The 21,690-nt window shown below is 39.4% G+C and carries 17 protein-coding genes; 7 read left to right on the top strand and 10 right to left on the bottom strand.

Features of this window, described 5'->3' with window-relative positions:
* Positions 1-57: 57 nt before the first annotated feature.
* The gene (locus HPE63_RS01350) at positions 58-594 is read right to left on the bottom strand and encodes a hypothetical protein (RefSeq protein WP_188312430.1); all 537 of its coding nucleotides are present in this window, start codon (positions 592-594) and stop codon (positions 58-60) included.
* Between the two features lie 160 nt (positions 595-754).
* Here HPE63_RS01350 and HPE63_RS01345 point away from each other — a divergent pair, with 160 nt between their 5' ends.
* From HPE63_RS01345 to HPE63_RS01325, 5 genes are all read left to right on the top strand, one after another.
* Positions 755-3,997 carry a WD40/YVTN/BNR-like repeat-containing protein gene (locus tag HPE63_RS01345; RefSeq protein WP_394355015.1) on the top strand — a complete coding sequence of 1,081 codons (3,243 nt, stop codon included), beginning with the start codon at positions 755-757 and terminating at the stop codon, positions 3,995-3,997.
* A 263-nt stretch (positions 3,998-4,260) separates the two neighbouring features.
* A complete protein-coding gene (locus tag HPE63_RS01340; protein WP_188312428.1) occupies positions 4,261-4,929 on the top strand; it encodes a DUF2490 domain-containing protein in 669 nt (222 codons plus the stop codon).
* 65 nt (positions 4,930-4,994) lie between these two features.
* Positions 4,995-6,212, top strand: coding sequence for a bifunctional alpha/beta hydrolase/OsmC family protein (locus HPE63_RS01335; RefSeq protein WP_188312427.1), 1,218 nt, complete (start codon positions 4,995-4,997; stop codon positions 6,210-6,212).
* A 120-nt stretch (positions 6,213-6,332) separates the two neighbouring features.
* The gene (locus HPE63_RS01330) at positions 6,333-6,911 is read left to right on the top strand and encodes a superoxide dismutase family protein (protein ID WP_188312426.1); all 579 of its coding nucleotides are present in this window, start codon (positions 6,333-6,335) and stop codon (positions 6,909-6,911) included.
* A gap of 169 nt (positions 6,912-7,080) precedes the next feature.
* Positions 7,081-8,271 (top strand): LETM1-related biofilm-associated protein, encoded by a 1,191-nt coding sequence (locus tag HPE63_RS01325; RefSeq protein WP_188312425.1) that lies wholly within the window; start codon positions 7,081-7,083, stop codon positions 8,269-8,271.
* Positions 8,272-8,351: 80 nt separating this feature from the next.
* Here the strand turns inward: HPE63_RS01325 and HPE63_RS01320 are convergent, their stop codons facing one another.
* The 9 genes from HPE63_RS01320 to HPE63_RS01280 all read right to left on the bottom strand — a co-directional run bounded on the left by HPE63_RS01320 (position 8,352) and on the right by HPE63_RS01280 (position 13,374).
* The gene (locus tag HPE63_RS01320) at positions 8,352-9,107 is read right to left on the bottom strand and encodes a LytR/AlgR family response regulator transcription factor (protein WP_188312424.1); all 756 of its coding nucleotides are present in this window, start codon (positions 9,105-9,107) and stop codon (positions 8,352-8,354) included.
* Between the two features lie 27 nt (positions 9,108-9,134).
* The gene (locus HPE63_RS01315; protein ID WP_188312423.1) at positions 9,135-9,467 is read right to left on the bottom strand and encodes a 2TM domain-containing protein; all 333 of its coding nucleotides are present in this window, start codon (positions 9,465-9,467) and stop codon (positions 9,135-9,137) included.
* A 13-nt stretch (positions 9,468-9,480) separates the two neighbouring features.
* Positions 9,481-9,810, bottom strand: coding sequence for a 2TM domain-containing protein (locus tag HPE63_RS01310; RefSeq protein WP_188312422.1), 330 nt, complete (start codon positions 9,808-9,810; stop codon positions 9,481-9,483).
* A 109-nt stretch (positions 9,811-9,919) separates the two neighbouring features.
* Positions 9,920-10,243, bottom strand: a complete 324-nt coding sequence (locus tag HPE63_RS01305; protein WP_188312421.1) for a 2TM domain-containing protein — start codon at positions 10,241-10,243, stop codon at positions 9,920-9,922.
* The gene (locus HPE63_RS01300) at positions 10,243-10,581 is read right to left on the bottom strand and encodes a 2TM domain-containing protein (RefSeq protein ID WP_223198015.1); all 339 of its coding nucleotides are present in this window, start codon (positions 10,579-10,581) and stop codon (positions 10,243-10,245) included. The genes HPE63_RS01305 and HPE63_RS01300 overlap by 1 nt, the downstream gene beginning before the upstream one ends.
* Positions 10,572-10,874 carry a 2TM domain-containing protein gene (locus HPE63_RS01295; protein ID WP_188312420.1) on the bottom strand — a complete coding sequence of 101 codons (303 nt, stop codon included), beginning with the start codon at positions 10,872-10,874 and terminating at the stop codon, positions 10,572-10,574. The genes HPE63_RS01300 and HPE63_RS01295 overlap by 10 nt, the downstream gene beginning before the upstream one ends.
* 103 nt (positions 10,875-10,977) lie before the next feature.
* Positions 10,978-12,315 carry a 2TM domain-containing protein gene (locus HPE63_RS01290; protein ID WP_188312419.1) on the bottom strand — a complete coding sequence of 446 codons (1,338 nt, stop codon included), beginning with the start codon at positions 12,313-12,315 and terminating at the stop codon, positions 10,978-10,980.
* Positions 12,316-12,318: 3 nt separating this feature from the next.
* Positions 12,319-12,948, bottom strand: a complete 630-nt coding sequence (locus HPE63_RS01285; protein ID WP_188312418.1) for a tetratricopeptide repeat protein — start codon at positions 12,946-12,948, stop codon at positions 12,319-12,321.
* Positions 12,949-12,951: 3 nt separating this feature from the next.
* Positions 12,952-13,374 carry a DUF2141 domain-containing protein gene (locus HPE63_RS01280; protein ID WP_188312417.1) on the bottom strand — a complete coding sequence of 141 codons (423 nt, stop codon included), beginning with the start codon at positions 13,372-13,374 and terminating at the stop codon, positions 12,952-12,954.
* Positions 13,375-13,781: 407 nt separating this feature from the next.
* Here HPE63_RS01280 and HPE63_RS01275 point away from each other — a divergent pair, with 407 nt between their 5' ends.
* Complete coding sequence (locus tag HPE63_RS01275) at positions 13,782-14,141, top strand: hypothetical protein (protein ID WP_188312416.1); 360 nt, start codon at positions 13,782-13,784, stop codon at positions 14,139-14,141.
* Complete coding sequence (locus HPE63_RS01270) at positions 14,138-21,664, top strand: ATP-binding protein (protein ID WP_188312415.1); 7,527 nt, start codon at positions 14,138-14,140, stop codon at positions 21,662-21,664. The genes HPE63_RS01275 and HPE63_RS01270 overlap by 4 nt, the downstream gene beginning before the upstream one ends.
* The last annotated feature ends 26 nt before the right edge of the window (positions 21,665-21,690 follow it).

Genomic DNA, 21,690 nt, shown 5'->3' with positions numbered 1-21,690 from the left:
CGCTTTTGTGACGAATATTTTTCCCTCTAGGGGATATTTAACAAGCAATAGCGACTTCTATGTCGTCTTAGGGCGAATAAAACCACCCACTGCTTTTCCCAATTGATAAAATACGAAAAAGATAAGGGCAAGAAGGCTGCCAAATCCCATGGGTAAGATAGCTCCAAAAGTAAAGGCAGCTCCTAGAACCCACCCCAATAAATATTCGGATTTGTATAGCGGAAAAAAGAATGCCAAAACAAACAACGAACCCATAATATAATCCGTCACCTCAATACCGTTCATGAAGCAAACCGCTATAGCTACAGCAACCAAAACACCTGAAAGAAATCGAAGTACAATATTTCGAAGATTTTCAGAAGCAACCAACATTCCACGCCCATCTATTCTTTTATGTATACGATACAACAAGAACCAAGTAAAAAATGGAAGTATTGCAGCACCCCACCAATTGGGTATTCCCGGAAAACGGTCATCGTGTAAAAGATAATGGGTGGGTACGCCACCATGAAAGTAATCCCAAGCTAATTGACTCCAGATCAATAAGGTAACTATTGTAGTCAGTAGTCTACGAAGTCTAAGTGATAGTTTCATGATGGTTATTTTTAATTGATTGACTATTGGTCATGTTTTCATCTGGATTGTTACAAATCAAAAAAACAAGTATTGCTTTTATCCCCATTAACACTCCTTTAAAATAATCTACCCTTAGTTTTTGTATATTTAGGCGACTAATTAACCTAAACTTCAAATGATTAAAAAATTACTTCCCCTAGTGATGCTATTTGCATCATTTTCGTTTTTTGCCCAAGATTTTAAAATGGATCTAATTCAAGACCTTAAACCCAGAAATATAGGTCCCGGGGGTATGAGCGGTCGTGTTACCGCAATCGATGTGGTGCATAACGCACCCGATATCATGTATGTGGGTACAGCTTCGGGCGGACTATGGAAATCTACCTCTGGCGGAATTAAATGGGACCCGATTTTTGATAAGGAAGTAACGGCCTCGATCGGTGCGGTAGCCATTCAACAATCCAATCCCTCGGTAATCTGGGTCGGTACGGGTGAAGGCAACCCAAGAAACAGCCTTAACGGCGGATATGGAATCTACAAATCCTTGGATGGGGGTAAATCTTGGAAGTCCATGGGCTTGGAAAAAACACGCCACATCCATCGCATTAAAATAGACCCTATGGATCCCAATACGGTCTATGTAGGGGCCATCGGTTCGCCTTGGGGCGAGCATCCTGAAAGAGGGGTCTATAAGACCACAAATGGTGGTGAGACCTGGGAAAAGATACTCTTCGTGAACAACAAAACAGGAGTTGCCGATTTGATCATGGATCCTACGAATCCCAATAAATTGATTGCGGCCATGTGGGAGCATAAAAGAGATCCTTGGTTCTTTAACTCAGGAGGTGAAGGTAGTGGAATCTATATGACCCATGATGGTGGGAAAAATTGGAAAAAATTAACCGAGGAGGATGGTCTTCCCAAAGGGGAACTGGGACGGATAGGTGTTGCTATAGCGCCGAGCAAGCCCAATATCGTCTATGCCTTGGTGGAAGCTAAAAAGAATGCACTTTACAAATCGGAAGATGGGGGTTTTAAATGGAAGAAGGTCAATGACAAGGAAGATATAGGAAATCGCCCTTTTTATTATTCAGAAATCTATGTCGATCCCCTAAATGAAAATCGGGTCTACTCTGTTTTTACCTATGTTAATGTTTCACAGGATGGAGGTAAGAGTTTTTCCCAGCTAATGCCGGCCTATGGGGTAAACAACGGGGTACATCCCGATCACCATGCGTGGTGGATCCACCCTAATAATGGCCAGTTTATGTTAAATGGCAATGATGGCGGATTGAACATTACCAAGGATGGAGGGCAAACATGGCGATTCATTGGCAATTTGCCCGTTGCCCAATTCTACCATATCAATACGGATAATGAGTTTCCCTATAATGTTTACGGGGGCATGCAGGATAATGGATCATGGCGTGGTCCTGCCTATGTGTGGAAAGACCAAGGCATACGCAATAGTTATTGGCAAGAAATCAGTTTTGGTGATGGCTTTGATGTAGTTCCCGACCTTGACGACTCCAGATACGGATATACTATGAGTCAACAGGGCTTCGTGCAACGTTACGACCATATCACCGGTAATAATTATATTGTTAGACCTACCCCGCCTGATGCCGAAACTAAACTCCGTTTTAATTGGAATGCTGCCATTGGCCAAGATCCATTTGACAATAGCACGGTATATTTTGGCAGTCAATTTGTACATAAAAGCACGGACAAAGGCCTTACATGGAAAGTGATTTCGGCTGATTTAACCACTAATGATCCGGAAAAACAAAAACAAGCGGAAAGCGGTGGGCTTACGATGGATGCGACAGGTGCAGAGAACCATTGCACCATCCTGGTCATTGAACCATCCCCCGTGGAAAAAGATATGCTTTGGGTGGGTACTGATGACGGTCGAGTGCATTATACCCAAAATGGGGGTGCCAATTGGATCGAGGTAACCCAGAACATAAAAGGCTTACCTAGAGGCAGTTGGGTGCCTCAAATTAAACCATCGAATAAAAATAAAGGAGAAGCCCTTTTAATCGCAAATGACTATAGAAGATTCAACTATACCCCCTATGCCTATAGAACTAAAAATTATGGCAAAACCTGGGAGCGGATCGTTGATGGCACCGATGTGGAGAGTTACACCCTCTCGATTGTTGAGGATATAGAAAATCCGAATCTAATGTTTTTGGGTACCGATGACGGACTATATATTTCTTTTAATGCAGGGGTGAAATGGCAAAAATGGACGGAAGGATTTCCGACGGTCCCTACCAAGGATCTGGTCATTCATCCTAGGGAAAATGATTTAGTTATAGGTACTTTTGGACGTGCCGCTTGGGTCTTGGATGATATTCGTCCGTTACGTGCAGTTGCTAACGATATGTCCGTTCTGGATAAAGATATAAAAGTCTTTACCCCACCTACCGCTTACCAGGCGGCATATCAACAGCCTACAGGAAGTCGATTTGGGGCAGACGCCCTTTTTAATGCAGAAAATAGAAAGTCTGGCGCTATGATCACTTATTTTTTAAAAGAGGGCAAGAAAAAATCGCCAGAGAAAAAAGAGGACAAAGATGCGGACGAAAAGGAACCGGAAATGGAGAACGATTCTACCATGGTTCCTACTAAAAAAGGAGAATTATCAGGAGTACAGAAAAAAGATTCCGTTATGTTCCAGTTCTATGACGGTGACAGATTGATTAGGACCATAAAGGTAAAAACACCGGAAAAGGCCGGTTTCCATCGTATGTATTGGGGTATGGATGAAAAAGGGCCGGACAGACCTTCAAGAAAGATATCAAAAAACAAGAATGAACGGGGTGGTATTGATGTAAAACCTGGAACCTACAAGATAAAAATGTTTTTTGGTGAAATGACAGATGAAACAATGGTCGAAGTTAAATCGGATCCGAGGTTGGAAGTGTCCATGGCTTCAATCAATGAAGTTTATGAAACATCAAAAAAACTGGAGGCTTTCACCCAAACCGCCGCTGATGCCGTGAAACAATTGGTCGAAAGCAAGGATGTTGCCACTAAATACCAAAAGGAGCTTAAAGCATTGGATGAGGACAAATATGAGGCGCAAATAAAGGCCTCCAAAGAAATTGTTAAACAGCTAGATTCGGTAATCGCCCTTTATCTCGGCAAGGAAGATAAAAGGCAAGGTATCACCAGGAATCCCGAAGTCACTGTCATGCAACGTATAGGCAATGCCAGCTTTTATACCCGTACCCGTAAAACAGGAATAACGGCCACGGAAAAACGATTGATCCAGTTTGCGGAAGAGGATTTGAAAAGTGCATTGCAAAAAACCAATGCATTCTTTGACGAAAAATGGAAAGCCTATAGGGAAGACATTGAAAAACAGGAGGTTTCACCATTTAAGGAAACAAAAAAATTTAATTTAAACTAAAAAAGATATCCAATAAAAAACCAACCTTCCTTTGATCAATCGATCAAAGGAAGGTTTTTTTATTATCCTCTAATCGCTCGTTGAATGGTTCTGGTTATAGTTTATAATAATAAAAGAGCTAATAAGTAAATACTATTATTAAACTTGACATATATCAGGTTTTACCATAGTATACGAAAGTACATTTGTCCTGGCTTATTCCGAATTCATCAGTTTATTTGATAGTCGACACGGGAAATACCAACAATACTAAACCAAACTAAATGATGAGGGTAATTCTAATCATTTCACTACTCTTTGTAATCCCATTAAACTCCCAAGTTCCCATCGAAAATGAGTGGGGATCATGGATTATGCTTTACGGCACCAACAAAATCTCCGATGACTTTGATATAATCACTGAATTCAGGTTACACGATTATGAGGTATTCAAAGACTTGGATAACCAATTTGTGCGAACAGGCCTTAACTATCGAATCGACCCAGGATTATCGGTAACCGCCGGCTATATTCACCAATACTCCAAAACAAAATCCAATATCAGCTTTTCGGAAAACAGGGTTTACGAGGAAATAACCCTAAAAAACAAATTCAGGAACCTAAGTATCTCGCATCGTTACCGAATAGAACATAGGTGGATAAACAAGATGGGGAGCACTGATTTTTCGAATAGAATGAGATATCGCTTGCAACTATCCCATCCACTTATCGACAAGTTCTACGTAATGGTCTTTGATGAGATTTTTATAAATCTGCAAGAATCCATATTCAACCAGAATAGGCTGCAGATGGGGATTGGGTATTCCTTTGGCCCAAGATTTAAATTGGAACTGGGGTATTTAAAAAACCATTTTTCCTCGACCAACTATGATTTGCTGCGCATAGGCATTTCGTTCGATACCGATTTAAGAAAAAAACAAAAAACCGGATAGAAGTTCGAATTAAGGTTTAGAGTTGTTTTTCGACCTATCTTGAACATCTTTAACACTTGAATAGAATGAACCTTCAAAAAGTAATTTTCAAAAACAAAAAAGGGCAGACCTTGGTCGGCACATTAGAGCTTCCCGCGAATCAACATCCACATAGTTACGCCATATTCGCACATTGCTTCACTTGCAATAAAAACCTAACCGCAATCAAGAATATAGGCAGAACGCTTTCTGCCAACGGATTTGGAGTGTTGCGCTTTGATTTTACCGGATTGGGGGAAAGTGAAGGGGAGTTCAGTGATGCCAACTTTTCCGGTAACGTAGAGGACCTGATTGCTGCATCGGACTATTTAACTTCGAACTACCAGGCTCCTACCCTATTGATCGGACATTCCTTGGGTGGTGCCGCGGCTATTTTTGCCGCTGCCAAAATCGATTCCATACAGGCGATAACCACCATAGCGGCTCCATCAGACCCTGAACATGTTAAGCATCTTTTACGCAGTAGCATTGAAGAAATTGAACAAAACGGAAAAGCCCGTGTGAATATCGGCGGGAGGGATTTTACCATTAAAAAACAGTTTTTGGATGATTTGGAACAAAAATCACTTTTGACCACCGTTAAAAATTTGCGTAAACCCCTGCTTATTATGCATTCACCACTTGACAGGATCGTGGGAATAAAAAATGCCGAAGAGATATATAAAGCAGCACATCATCCCAAGAGTTTCATTTCATTGGATGGGGCTGATCATTTGTTGATGAACAAAAAAGACTCCATCTACGTGGGTGAGGTCATTTCAGGTTGGGCAAGAAGATACTTGAAGTTCGATGATGCGGTGCAATTACCCAATACAAAACATCACGTAGTGGCAAGTTTAGATTTCGATGATGGTTTTACTACCCAAATGAAGGTAGGCAACCATACCATCATTGCAGATGAGCCTCTCAATTTCGGTGGAAATGACTTTGGCTCTTCCCCCTATGATTTGATTTCGGCTAGTCTTTCGGCTTGTACGGCGATGACGCTTCAAATGTACTCAAAGCGTAAAAATTGGCACATCGAAAATGTTGAGGTACATACGTCACATCGTAAAATCCATGCTTTGGATTGCGAGGATTGTGAATCATCAACGTCGAAAGTCGATACTTTTGAAAGGCAGATCAAGATTACCGGGAATTTTGATGATAAGCAACTGAAACGATTGCTCCAAATTGCGGATAAATGCCCTGTTCATAAGACCCTTAGTGGTGAAGCCCAAATAATTAGCGAGCTTCTTCCTTAAAAGCAGACCGAAAATAACGACCATACTCGGTCTATGAATAATTTCATACAATTGGCCGGAATATTGCCTAACGTAAAATATTATTTAACTTTAAATCTAAATTTAAAAAAACAAAGACAAATGAAAAGAATAAAATTAGTGGCTTTGGCCCTAGTTCTAGTGGCAGGATACAGTTGTAAAGAAGCCAAAAAAGAAACTAAGGAAGTAACAGAGGAGGCAACCGAGGAAATTATGGAAACCGAAGACGTAGAGGTCATTTCGTTTTCCATGGAACCTAAGAGCGATAGTAATGTTAAAGGCGATGTAACCTTTACACAGGAAAATGGTAAAGTAACAATGACCGCTACTTTTTCTGGACTAACACCTGGTGAACATGCTATTCATTTGCATGAAAAGGCCGATTGCACTTCCGACGACGGTAAATCTACAGGTGGCCATTGGAATCCTACACACGAGCCACACGGAGAATGGGGGGCTGCCGAAGGCTACCATAAAGGGGATATCGGAAACTTGGTCGCTGATGAAGAAGGTAACGCCACATTGAATTTTTCTACAGACCAATGGTGTATTGGATGTGATGATGAAAACATGAATATTGTGGGCAAGGCTGTAATCGTTCACCAAGGGGTAGATGATTTTGTCTCTCAGCCTAGTGGTGACGCGGGAGCCCGCATTAGTTGTACAGGTATAATTCAATAAATTAGTTAAGATAAAAGAAAGAGGGTGTTTGGGCGCGCCCTCTTTATTGGTACCATCCTCGAGTATTGCCCCTGTAAAGTCAGGTTAATGGCCTGTGCTTAAAAAAATGTCTCTTGTCTTTCGTAAGGTTACTTGTTTTGCTTTACTTTGACCCCTAATAAACCCAAAAATGAACCCATCTTCCTCAGGTTGGATTGATAAATTTGGATACCTTACCAAAGATCAAGAAGACAGTTACAAGGATTTTAACGACCTTTACAAGGCCTTAAGGAATACGGGGTTTGTATATGGGCTAAACATAAAAATTCCAAGATTCATAACTCCTGAGCATAAACTTTCAGAAGATGAAAAAGCGAAGATAAATCTCTTGGCATCGCTGTACTTCACCTATAGATTTGAAAGAAAAAGTACTGATTTTAAAGCCTTTTTGCATCTGGTATTCCAGTTTTACCAAGATCTGGGCCTAAACCAAATCTCATTTTTAAATAAATTGTTCGTCGGTAGTAAGACCTCCGATCAGCTCGAAAAATTATTGGATACTAGGGTCTATTTAGAGGATAATGTAATCAGCAAGACCTTTAATAGTATTATCACAAATTCATTACTTTACATCGATGTGTTAACCTTTAAAAGGTATTTACAAGGTACCCACAATATCGCAGTGTTTGCTGAGAATTTGGAAAACACCGCAATGAATGTTATCTATCATGCTTTAAATTCCAAGGAAACGAATAAGAACGACCATAAACTGGCCCGTCTGTTCGAAGCGTCACTGACCTTTATCGATAGTGATACCCAAACTTTTGATGTCAATTATCGCGATAAACTACAGAAGGACTTGTCCAAAATTGAAAACCAATACTTAATGGATCTGGCCGCATTGGCCATTTGGGAGGATCACTCTATCGATTATATGGAGTCAGAATTCATTTATAATTTTGGAAAGGATCTTGGGTTTGCCAAAAATGAAGTCGCTAGCACCTTGGAAGAAATTGCGGTCTTTTTCAATAAGAATTCCAAAATAATTCCGCACTTGAAAGATCACAACTTGGCTTTCAAATTTTATGATAGCATGTCAAAGGTGGTAAATAAACTTATTTTAAGAAACAGTAAACGACTTCAAAAAGAACTTTCCGAAAGTAAGGAATTGGTCGCGTTATTATCCAAATCAACCATCAAAGATCTTAGTCCTGAAGAGAAGAAAAAAGTTCAAAGTCAATTGTTGGATATTTTTAAAAGCATCCCCTCCCTTGCCATTTTTATGTTACCTGGCGGAGCCGTTTTATTGCCTATTTTCATCAAGTTGATCCCCACGCTTCTTCCGTCTTCTTTCGATGAAAATAGAGTAGACAAAAAATAGCCTTTTTCTTACAAATTAACTATTATAAGAAATATCTATTATAGCGGTTAATATATTTTATATCAATATATTAAACCCTATTATTCTAACCATAACTTGAAGTCCTTGACCCGTTCCCTACTTACGATAATCTCTTGGTCCGTATAACGGTTCAACTTGATTTTCAAACGTGAATTGGTATAAGAAATGATGTCCTTAATGTGCGAGATGTTCACATAATATTTGCGGCTAACCCGAAAGAATTTTTCGGGATGCAATTCAGATTCCAAATTTTCCAAAGTGGTGTCCAGTAAATAATTCCGACCATCGGATGTCGCGGCATAGGTTCCTTTATTTTCACTGTAAAAACATTCGACCTCATCGGCATTTAAAATTTTCAAGTGCTGTCCCACCTTAGTGGTAAATCTTTTTTTGTATTCCCGCTCCAAAGGATTGACCAAGAGCTTTTTTATATCCTCAAAATCAAGCGATAATTTTTGGGTCGATGGTTTTACCATCTTATACTTCTTTACCGCATTTTCTAATTCTTCATCATCTATAGGTTTCAATAAATAGTCAATACTATTCAATTTGAAAGCCTGAAGTGCATATTCGTCATATGCGGTGGTAAAGATTATAGAACTTTGCACATCGACCACATCGAAAATCTCAAAAGAGAGTCCGTCTGACAATTGAATATCCAAAAAAATGAGTTCAGGATGCGGGTTATTTTGGAACCATTCGATAGACTCTTCGACAGAATGGAGCATCGTGGATACTTCAACGTCCAATTCAGACAATAAACGGGCCAATCGTCGTGCGGCAGGTTTCTCGTCTTCTATGATAATTACGTTCATATACTTATTATAATATTGTTGTATTCCCTATTCGTATTTTTCACTTTTTTGTTCCTCCTTCAAAATTCGCTCTATTTGACGATCTTCCCATTTCTTAACGAAAAAAGGGATTTTGCCAAAAACCAAAAGTGCGTGTATAGCAAGGATGCCCCCCCAAACATAGGCATTCCAATATATCCAGTCCATAGCATCGGGATAGTTCATTGCCTCATTACCTAAAAACGCGATGGTCATTTTATCCTTCAAAAGCAATAAAGCGGTATTAATGACGATAAAGATGCCAATGTGCTTATAAAACCCCCTTATCTGGCCTACCCTACGATGAGCCCTTTCTAATTTGTAACGTTCTTTACTTTTCATATCCACGACCCATTTACTTATACTTTTCAGCTTCTTTTCGGTCTTTTTCCATATACTTTCGTATTTGGCGTGATTCCCATTTCTTACTGAAAAAAGGATTCTTACGAAACACCTTTAAGGCATGGAAGGACAACCCTATCCCCCAAAAGAAAGGGGTTGCAAAGGTACTGAAATGCCAAAAAGGGCCCATAAAAGCATTTCCGTAGAAATGAGAACCCACTAGTTTAGCAACCATTAGAAAGAGGTTGATAAATATATATATTGTCAAATGCGTATAGAAGCCCTTGAGTTCCTTAACCCTTTTTTTCGCTTTGGTAATTTTATCCACACTATTCGTTTCCATAATTAAGGTCTTTTCTGTCAAATCAAGGTCTGCGGTTATCTATAAACCATTACATTGCGATCCACTGGGTGGATAATACTATTTTTTATCATTATCCTATGATTTTAATCTACTCGTCTAAGAACTCCTTCAACTTGCGATTTTCCCAATTCTTTATAAAACCTGGTTTGAACCTTAGCAAATAAATTCCAACTATTATCAAAACGATAGCCCAAATGAGGGGCAGCAAAATAAAGTTAAGCTCTACCCAGTGTAAAAAGCCTTCATCGGTTATGCCTTTAGACAGCAAGTAGTTGATTATCCTTCCTTTGAATACCCATAATACTATTGTGGCTATAATGAATAGAACGACATGTGCATATAATCGCTTTATATCTTCAATACGCTTTTTCGCTTTTCTATATTTCTCTACTTCGTTCATGTTGGTTTCCATTAGCGGTATTTTTCGGCTTCTTTTTTATCCTTGTCCATATATTTCTGAATCTGTCTTCGTTCCCAATCCTTACCAAAAAACGGATTGTACGAAAAGACCTTTACCCCATGGAAAAACACTCCTATGCCCCAAAAAAACCAAACGGCGAAAGTGCCAAAATCCCAAAATGCTTCTCCAAAACTCTCCCCATTTCCTAAATCCCGTATGATCTTCATCGTAGAGATAAAGGTGTTTATCAAGATATACACGGTAAGGTGAATATAAAATCCCTTGAGTTCTTCAACGCGCTTTTTGGCCCGTTTCATTTTTTCATCGTTTCTATTTTCCATTACTTCCATCTTCGTTGTTTTTCATCGTCCTGCATAAATTCTTTGATCTTACGCTCTTCCCAATCCCTTCCAAAAAAAGGATTTAAGCTAAATGTCTTGATGGCCTGGAAGACCACACCAATACCCCATCCAAAAGCCGCCCAAAGGAACCAAGGGTAGCGCCATTCATCGGTCCAATAGTTTATTCCTGCCAAGAGGGCTATAAAGAATATATAGGATATTAGGTTTGTGTAGAATTTCTTTATGTTTTCTACCCTATCTTTTGCCCTAAAATACTTTTTGTCTTTTTCTGAAGTTTCCATTTCTTGTTGGTTTATTTAATTTATAGGATAAAAATATGGGGTTAATCACATTGCACTAAATTTTCATTACCCAATTGTCACTTTTTGAGGATGGATTGTTCGATCAGAACCTGTCATCATCCATAAACTTTCTAAGCTTACGTTCTTCCCATCGTTTTCCCCAAAGGGGATTGTACCCAAAGACCTCCATGCCATGCATTGTAACCCCGAATCCCCACCCTAGGGCTGGGAATATTATCCATGGGAAACCTGTGGTGTTGTAGTTTAGGATAGCCAAACAAGGGATTACGATACAATATGCCAGAAGATTGCCATAAAACCCTTTAAGTTTTTCTACATGCTCTTTGGCCTTTGCATACCGCTTATCGTCTATATAGGTCTGTTGTGTTTCCATCACTGATATTTGTTTTGTGAGCATAGGCAATTTTACGCTAAAATCATTCTCCGATTTAGAGATTTCCACTTGACGATCGGTTAAGATACCATAGCGTTGTTTTATGTTTTGAAGTCCCACGCCGCTACTCTTTTTTACCACTTGTTTTGCTTGTAGGTTATTTTCTACCACCAACAGCCCATCTTTCTCATAAACCTTTATATACAATGGTTTCGAAGCGGTAACCACATTATGTTTTACGGCGTTTTCGAGCAATAATTGCAATGATAGGGGTACAATTTTAGCCTCCGGGTTACTACTTTGTTCCGGAATTTCTAAATGGATACTATCCTCAAATCGCATCTTTAACAGTTTTACATAGGTCTTGGCGAACTGTAGCTCCTCGTCTACTGAAACGAGGTCTTTATTCTTTTGCTCCAACACATATCGATACACTTTTGAAAGGGAAGTCGTAAACTTTTGGGCCTGATAAGGATCTTCCTCAATCAGGCTGGTCAGCACGTTTAAGCTATTAAAGAGGAAATGGGGGTCTAATTGGTTTTTAAGGGCATCGAATTTGGCCGAAGCGGTACCTGCGATTATTTTTTGTTCCTTAACCTTGGTTTCCTGCCGATATTTATAATACCAAATGGCATAAAAGATAAGCGAAATACATATGGCAATAATCAATGAAAACTGATAATATTCTGGCCTTTCATTGGTCAGGAAGTCGATAAGTGGCATTTTCCCCAATATAACCACAAGAACAATACGGGATAGGAAGATCCCAAGTATTGAAACAAGGATATTCCCCGAAATACCAATTATAAATCTTTTTAAAGAAAAAAGATGCTCTTTATAGGTAATAACAAGATACTGAATCCAATAGGCATTGACCATATAAAGGATCACCGCGAATATCATGTTTTGATAGTATTCGGTCCATGCCGAATGATAACTGAACCCCTCATTAAACCTGCCCATAAAAAAGAATGCGACAAGAAAAATGAAATAGATTATAGTACCTATTAGAATTGCCCTGATTAAATGTTTAAAAAAACGTGTCATTAATTACTTGGCTTCTTTACAATCCTTAACTATTTGTTCTGCCCTATCTTTTCCCCAATTGGGATGAAAAGGCGACTCTGGCTTAAATTTAGCAAAAAGTTCCAAGGCGCGTTCAACATCTTTGCAAAAGGGTGTGGTATCTTGCCCGAAAAACCTTGCCGACCCCATGTCCCATTCTGCTTTAGAAAAAACGACCCTCGGATTTTCCGGAGCCAATTGTAAGGCTTTTTGGTATAATGCAGCTACTTTACCTGAAAGCGTCATGCCATAGGTTGCTCCATCAAAAGCGACCCATGCCGTGTAGATCATAGCCTGCTGCACGATTATTTCAGGGTTGTCGGGGGAGATTGCCTTGGCTAAATCGATCAATTCCTGGGCTTTTTCCAATTGTTGGGTCAATTTTTCCTTATCCTTCTCCCCGAAAGAAGCCACTGTATTTACCTGTGCGCCATAATAGGCAGGCAACCAATTATCGAGTTCAGCAGAGGAAATTCGCTCGAACATATTCGAAGCTTCCGATATTTTGCCTTCGCCCCAGAGTTGAAAGGCCTCTTGCATTCCAGTAGTGTATTTGTCTTGGGCTGTTGCCGTGATTCCGATTAGTAAAAGTGTAATTGCGATTAATTTTTTCATGATCTATAATTTTATGGTTTGTTTAATTGTTTTTCCGTTCACTTCGAATTTGGCGTCCTCCCATGATGGTGGCCCGAATCTGGCCGGTGCATTGTTTGAACAAGCTGTGCTTTCTTTTGGATAAAATCCCAGAAACATATCGAGTTCATTATTATCGTTCTCATCGTGAAATAATGAAATGGCATATGTACCTGATGGAATATCATCAAAAACCACTTTACATTTACCCCCTTCTATTATACCTATTGTACCCTTAAATGGTTTTTTAAGCCAATTGGATTCCTCCTGATACAATCCTATCATCAATTTTCCCTTTGAATGTTCAATATCCGTGATTTCAATTTCGATGGTTCCACTTTTGTTCTCTTGCGCATTGTTGGCCAAAGTGCAAAACACTGCCAACAGAAATAGTAACCTTTTATTCATCTTTTTTGGTGTTAGATTATTTACTGGGGCTAATTTGATGCTTTACCCCCATGATAGGAAAAAAGAAATACCGAGTTGTCACTATTTTAGGATGGATTGTAACATTGAGCTATAATCCAAAGAAAGGATAAGAACCTTCATGAATAGCCCACTGTGTAATGTAGGGTTTCTGTTGTTCCAGTATCATATAAAACAAGTGTATTCCATACCTAGTTTTATCAAGGGTAGAGTTTTAAAATTCGAGTTAGACCCCTTTAAAAAAGAGACTTCAACAAGGCGGTAAAAAAAAGCGTGGTTTTACGATTTATAATTGCTAATCAGTTATTTTTTCAGAAACGTACCATAATTGAAAAAATCGTACATTAACAATTGAAATAAATGAAATTATAACCGACCGGTTTTTTTTGATGACACTAATACATACAAAAGTTGATGATACTAAAACCGCAAAGGTATTCTTAGTTGATATTACTTTTTATTGCCTTCGGCCAATGGCAATTATTGGCTCAAAAACAAAAAATCCCCCAATTTGTGAAATGGGGGATTTTATTTCTTTCGAAAACTTCAGAATCACAGACCCACAGAAAGCACATGATAAAATACCCCAGTCCTATTATTCCTCCAAATCAACTGGGCATAACTCGAGAAAAAGTTTATCAACACCTACTAGTTTTGATACTGCATTTTGTTTTAAATCAAACATAGAAACGCCAGAAAGGGAAGGTTCAAGTTTTATTATCCCTTTACCAACAACTATCAATCCATGAAACTCACCAACAAAAAGAAAGAAGAAATATTAAAGATCTATGACACTTGGATGCATAGTTACTTAAATGGTGATGTTATTACTTATGATAGCTATTTTGCTGATGAATACCACTTTATCGGTTCTACCGATAATGAAGAATTTCTAAACCGAAAAGATACCACTCAATTTTTTAAGGAAACGGCGGAGCAATTCTCTGGTAAAACAGACCTTCGAAATGAAACGACTACAATTGAAGCTTTTGACGACCTTATTTTTATAACTCATATTTTTGATGCTTGGTTTATAAACGGCACCGATTGGACCTATTATGGCCGTTTTAGATTTTCGTCAGTCTTAATAGAAAAAAAAGAAGGCTGGAAGTTTATCTATCAGCATTTCTCTATAGCCGATAGCAAAACAGATGAAGGGGAATCCATAGGTTTCGATAAAGTAAATGAGGAAAACCAAGAATTAAGAGAAGCTATAAAACGACGAACGGTTGAGCTAGAGGCGAAAAACCGAGAACTAGAAATCGAAGGAGCTTTAGAACGTATTCGAGCTCAAGCCGTTGCCATGCAACAATCTTCTGACCTACTCGATATTGTAGTGACGATGCGCAATGAATTTACCAAATTAGGTCACGAAGCGCATTATTTCTGGCACATGATGTGGCTGCCAGAAACCTATGAAAAAGCCATGACTTCTGGTGATGGAAGTAAAATTGGTTTTGTAATGGAATTGCCAAGACATATGCATGGTGACATTCCATTATTAGCTAAATGGGAAAAAAGCAATAATGCAACTGTGGTGTACGCCATGAACGCAAAAGAAGCTATTGATTATGTAGATAAAATGGTCAACTTGGGCGATTTTCAGAATATAGATCCTCAAGCACCAACCCATGAGGATATAAAACATATTGGTGGATTAACATTTGTCATGGCACGTACTACACACGGAGAAATTGGTTATAGTTTACCTGGCGTTGTAAAAAAACCACCTGCTGAGGATATAGATATTTTAATACAATTTGCGAGTGCGTTTGATTTAGCACATAGACGTTTCTTGGACTTACAAAAAGCAGAAAAACAAGCACGAGAGGTTCAAATAGAATTGGCATTAGAAAAAGTACGAAGCCGAACTATGGGTATGCAGCGAAGTGATGAATTAAGAGATACCGCTTTGCTTCTATTTCAACAAGTTGAGGAACTAGGCATAAATTCCTTTGCTTGTGGTTTTAATATTTGGGATAAAGACAAGAAATTTGCTACGGCTTGGATGGCAGGTAAAGATAGACTTCAGCCACCATTTAGAACAAATTCTAGTGAAGACGTGTATCTACTTTTTCGCGAAGCAGAAAAAAGAGGAGACGCTTTATTTGTTTTAGAGCAGGAAGGTAAGGTACTAGAAGACCATTACAAGTATTTGGTTTCTATTCCTGAGGTGAAAGCATTAGCTAAAGCTGGACTTTCGTTTCCAACTTTTCAAATTATTCATTGTGCCTATTTTAAGGAAGGGTATCTCATGTTTATTACACATGAACCTGTACCAAATGCACACGATATTTTTATACGATTCGCTAAAGTTTTCGAACAAACGTATACCAGATTTTTAGATTTACAAAAAGCAGAAGCCCAAGCCAGAGAATCAGAAATTGAATTGGCATTGGAAAGAGTCCGCGCACGAACCATGGCAATGCAACATAGCGATGAATTACAAGAAGCTTCTTACTTGTTAGATGAACAAGTAAGAGCTTTAGGTGTTAAAACTTGGGGTTGTGCTTTTAATATTTATGGTGACAAAGAATCCACTGAATGGTTTGGGAATGAAGCGGGCATTCTTCCAACTTATTCAGTTCCAAGAAAAGGTATTTTTAAGGAATATTACGAAAAAGGGCAAAAGGGAGAATCCATCTTCATTCAGGAATTTTCAGGTAAAGCCTGTATAGATCATTACGAATATATGAGCACATTACCTGTTATTGGTGATGTTCTTAAACAACTAAAGGAAACAAATGACGGTTTTCCAACCTATCAAATAGACCATGTCGTATATTTTAAATATGGCTATTTATTGTTCATTACTAAAGAGCATGTGCCGGATGCCTATGATATTTTCAAACGTTTCGCAAAGGTTTTCGAGCAAACCTATACGCGATTTTTAGACCTTCAAAAAGCAGAAGCACAAGCAAGGGAAGCACAAATTGAAGCAGCCTTAGAACGCACGCGAACCCAAAGTATGCTTATGCAACACTCCAATGAGTTAAATACAACGGCGCAAGTTTTTCATGAACAACTACAATTACTGGGTATAGATTCTGAATTTTCCTATTTATGGCTACCTGACGAAACTGAAAATAATCATAAGTTTTGGGCAACTTGGAGTGAACGCAAGAAGAGTAAAACCATTTACAAGAATAAAGCGGTTACTTTCCCTTTAGACAAGAGTGAACCCTCCATTAAAGCTTGTTATTTAGCCTGGGAAAGTGAAGAAACTGTGCATGTAAACACTGTCCAGCCAGATGAAGTTGAAGACTACTTTTCCACATGGTCTGAACTGCTAGATGGCGTTGATAAATTTAAACCAGAACTATTTCCAGATGGATTGTACTATATAGATGCCTATATGGACTATGGTTGCTTTGGTATTATGATAAAACGGCAGCTTGATGACGATGAAAAAAAAATATTAAATCGTTTTTCCAAGGAATTTCAGCGCACCTACACTCGTTTCCTCGATCTGCAAAAAGCAGAAGCGCAGGCAAGAGAAGCACAGATTGAAACGGCTCTTGAAAAAGTACGTTCCCAATCTTTAGCCATGCACTCCTCGGACGAAATGCAGCAGGTGGCCAATGCCGTTTATGACCAACTGAAGGAATTAGGGTTAGTGATGGATGCCGTTGGGATGAGCGGTATCATAGAAGAAAAGCAAGATTATGATGTCTGGATAGGTGGGGTACCTATGGGCAAGGCCCTCCGGATTCCTTATAATAAAACCACCAAAGTACAACGCGATTATAATAAGGCGATCAAAGAACGGGCCGAACTGTTTGCAAGGACCTATACAGGTAAGACCAAAGAGGAATACATACACCAGTTACTTAAACATGGCGATTTTCCAAAGAACCTGAAAAATAAGATGGTCAACTCCTCCGCTTTTTCTACCTCCCTTGCTTTCGCCAAGAATTCCGGGATTCAAATAGCACGATATACCAATGAACCCTACACTGTACAAGAAAATGAGCTGCTGAAACGCTTTGCCAAGGTATTTGAACAAGCCTATATCCGTTTTATGGACCTCCAAAAAGCCGAAGCACAAACAAGGGAAGCGCAAATCGAGGCAGCTTTAGAAAAGGTAAGAAGCCGAACCATGGCTATGCAAAAAGGTATAGAGCTTCAAGATGTCGTAGTCCTTTTATACAAAGAATTAATAGCACTTGGTGTTACCAACTTTGCAACTTGCGGGTATGTAGAAATAAATGAGGAAACCCAATTACAATCCACTTGGGTCACAAGTCCGGGCGGAGACTCTTTAGGGTTGTTTTATCTTCCTTTAACTGGAGATGTCTATTTTAACGAACGTTACGAGGCATGGAAAAAACAACAGACGGTATTCCACCAAACCGTTGCAGGTAAAGAGCGACGAAAACATCTTGAATATGCCATTACCACCTTTAATTCTAAAGAAGCTGAAGAAATGGTGCGTAATCAGTTTCCTGATCCAACTGTATTTTATTGCTTTAATTTTTCACATGGATACTTGCACTTAGTTGCGGGTTCTCACCTTGAAGAAGAAGAAGAGGCTTTGCTAGCTCGGTTTACAAGGGTGTTTGAACAGACTTATGCACGCTTCCTCGATCTAGAAAAGGCTGAGGCGCAAGCCAGGGAAGCGCAAATAAATCTCGCTGTTGAACGCGTGCGAGCTAAAGCTTTAGCCATGCACAAATCTGAAGAAATTATGGAAGTTGTTGCCAAACTTAAAGAAGAAGTTATGGCATTAGACATTCCAGATGTCGTTGCTGCGACTATTTTCTTAAATGAAGGCGATGATAAAGTAAGAATGTGGGATCTCTCTACGCTTGAAAAAGATAACAATGGCTATCAAATTCCCTTCGATATTACGTTTAAGCTCAAAAAAAGAGATCCAAATTTATATGTGAAACGGGTTTGGGAAAATCCTGAAAATTACTTTATAGAAGTACAAGAAGGAAAAGACCTTAAGAGAATAATCGAATGGTTGCGGGAAAACAATCAAGATAAAATTGCCGATGAAGTTAAAGAGTATACTGAAACCACAAAATTAGAACGTCTGCATCATACAGTAAAAAAACTAAATAACGGGAAATTAGTTATCGATTTATTAAATCCACCTTCAGATGAAATGGAAACCATTTTAACCAAAATGGGAGGTGCATTTGATTTAGCCTATAAACGTTTTGAAGATTTGCAAAAAGCTGAGGCGCAAACGAGAGAAGCACAGATTGAAGCTGCTTTAGAAAAAGTGCGGTCCCGGTCTTTGGCAATGCACAAACCTGATGAACTTCAGGAAGTAGTTGCTGTTGTTGCTGAAAAATTAAAAGAATTAGGAGTTATATATGACGCAGGAGGTGTGATTCTTTGCACCTACTTCCCAGACAATAAAGATGTTGTGCATTGGATTGCCGTTGACGACTTTTCAACTTCGGGAAGATATTTAGTGCCCTATTTTGATAACCCTATTTTTAATGAAGCTTGGGATTCAAAAATTGGAGGAGACACCTATTTCTCTAAAGAATTTCCTGTAGAAGCGAAAAACGATTTTTTTGAACAAGCCTTTGAACAAAGTGATTATAAACACATGCCGGAAGACTATAAACAATATGTGCTTCAAGCTGATAAACATAGACTTTCTGCCGCTTGGTCTAAAAATTCTGCAATTTTAATTCCTTCGCTTACTGGTGCAATACCTTCTGAAAGCGATGCCGACATCATGAAACGTTTCGCCAAAGTTTTTGAACAGGCCTATATACGTTTTATGGACCTTCAAAAAGCAGAAGCACAGGCAAGGGAGGCACAGATAGAAGCTGCCTTGGAAAAAGTAAGAAGCCGTACGATGGCTATGCATAAAAGTAAAGAAATGCTGGAAGTGATCGGTGTTGTCTCCGAGCAGTTGCAGCAGTTGAATTTAAATTTTGATACCGTTAGTTTCGCAAAGAATAACCAAGAAGGTGACTTCACCTTTTGGATAACTTCTAAGGGGCAACCCATGCCAATACTTATGGAAGTGCCAACATTTGACAGCCCAATACTAAAAGGAATTTATAAAGCCCAAAAAGAAGGAATTACTTTTTTAGCAGATGTTTTTTCCGCTAAAGTAAACAAGGAGTGGCATGAGCATCTGATCAAATATTCAGATCTAAAACATTTCCCTGAAAAAATAAAAGATTATATTCTGAATGCTCCTGGCTTTGCACGTTCAAGTTTCTTGTTGAAGAATATTGACCTGTATGTTGGTAATTACCGCGCTATCCCATTTAGGGATGAGGAAAACGCAATTTTTAAAAGGTTCGCACATGTTTTTGAACAATCATACACTCGATTCCTCGATCTACAAAAGGCGGAAGCACAAGCAAGGGAAGCACAGATAGAAAACGCTTTAGAAAAAGTACGTAGCCGTACCATGGCCATGCAGCAAAGTCATGAATTGCCGGAAGCTGCTAACAACTTGTTTTTACAGGTACAGGAATTAGGGATCCCCGCATGGAGTGCAGGGTATTGCATCTGGGAAAATGAGGACAAAAAAACGGCTTCCTGCAATATGAGTAGTGAAGGGGAAATTCAAAATTCATTTATTTTACCGACCATTGGTGAAGGCTATAATTTTTATGACCCTCTGCAAAGCGGGGAAACTTTTTATGTAGAGGAATTGGGTGGCGATGCGCTGGTAAAGCATTACGACTTTATGCGTACCCTGCCTAAAGTGGGTAAAATTTTGGAAGAGCTTATCAAGGCGGGCTTATCATTGCCCACTTTTCAAATATTCCATATCGTTTATTTCCCTCATGGATATTTAATGTTCATTACTTATGAACCCGTACCGGATGCCCATGAAATATTCAAACGTTTTGCCAAAGTCTTCGAACAGACCTATACACGATTCCTCGACCTTCAAAAAGCCGAGGCGCAAGCCAGGGAAGCAACCAAACAAGCATCTTTAGACCGGGTGCGCGGGCAAATTGCCAGTATGCGATCAACAGCCGATCTAGATCGCATTACCCCGCTGTTATGGAATGAATTGACTACCATGGGGGTGCCTTTTATCCGTTGCGGCGTTTTTATCATTGATGAACCTACCCAAAATGTAGAGGTCTATTTATCAGCTCCAAATGGGCATTCCCTAGGGGTGTTGCATCTTCAATTCAATGCCGACCCATTTACTGAAAATACAGTGGCCCATTGGAGGAAAGGAAAAATTTTTAAAGAACATTGGAACCGGGAAGAATTTTTAAGTTGGACACAATCCTTGATGGAACGGGGGCAAATCTCTGATAAAGCCACCTATCAAGGAGCAGTAAATCCACCGGATTCCTTAAATCTCCATTTCATTCCTTTCACCCAAGGCATGCTTTACGTTGGCAGCGAGAATCCCTTGAATGTTGAACAAATCGAATTGGTACAATCTTTGGCAGATGCCTTTGCCATTGCCTATGCCCGATATGAAGACTTTACCAAATTGGAGAAAGCGAAACAAAGCGTCGAAATCACCTTGAGCGAACTAAAGGCCACTCAGAATCAGTTGGTCCAATCCGAGAAAATGGCTTCCCTTGGAGAACTTACCGCCGGCATTGCCCATGAGATCCAAAATCCGTTGAACTTCGTGAATAATTTCTCGGAAGTGAGCAACGAGCTGATCGATGAGATGAACGAGGAAATAGCCAAAGGGGATCTGGATGAGGCAAAAGCGATTGCCGATGACATAAAACAAAACCTTGAAAAAATAAACCACCACGGCAAACGGGCCGATGCCATTGTAAAGGGCATGTTGCAGCACAGCCGTAGCAGCAGTGGGGTAAAAGAACCCACGGACATCAATGCCCTGGCCGATGAATATCTTCGCTTGGCCTATCATGGTTTACGGGCGAAGGACAAGGGTTTCAACGCCACTATGAACACCGATTTTGACGACACCATTGGGAAGATCAAGGTGGTTCCGCAGGATATCGGCAGGGTCATCCTCAATTTAATAACAAATGCATTTTATGTGGTCGATGAAAAGAAAAAGTCAGGGATCGAAAGCTATGAGCCTACCGTTTCAATACGTTCGAAAAAGAAAGATGGCAAAGTAGAAATCTCTGTTAAGGACAACGGGAACGGGATCCCACAAAATGTTCTCGACAAGATCTTTCAACCCTTTTTCACGACCAAACCAACCGGACAAGGCACCGGCCTGGGCCTGAGCATGAGTTATGACATCATCACTAAAGGGCATGGCGGGGAACTGAAGGTAGAGACCAAGGAAGGCGAAGGAACAACATTTGCATTTAGTCTACCAAATCAAGGATAATTCTAAAATTTATGAAACCAATATTT

Source organism: Maribacter arenosus (genome assembly GCF_014610845.1).
GTDB lineage: Bacteria > Bacteroidota > Bacteroidia > Flavobacteriales > Flavobacteriaceae > Maribacter_A > Maribacter_A arenosus.
This window is presented reverse-complemented; position numbering and strand designations above follow the sequence as displayed.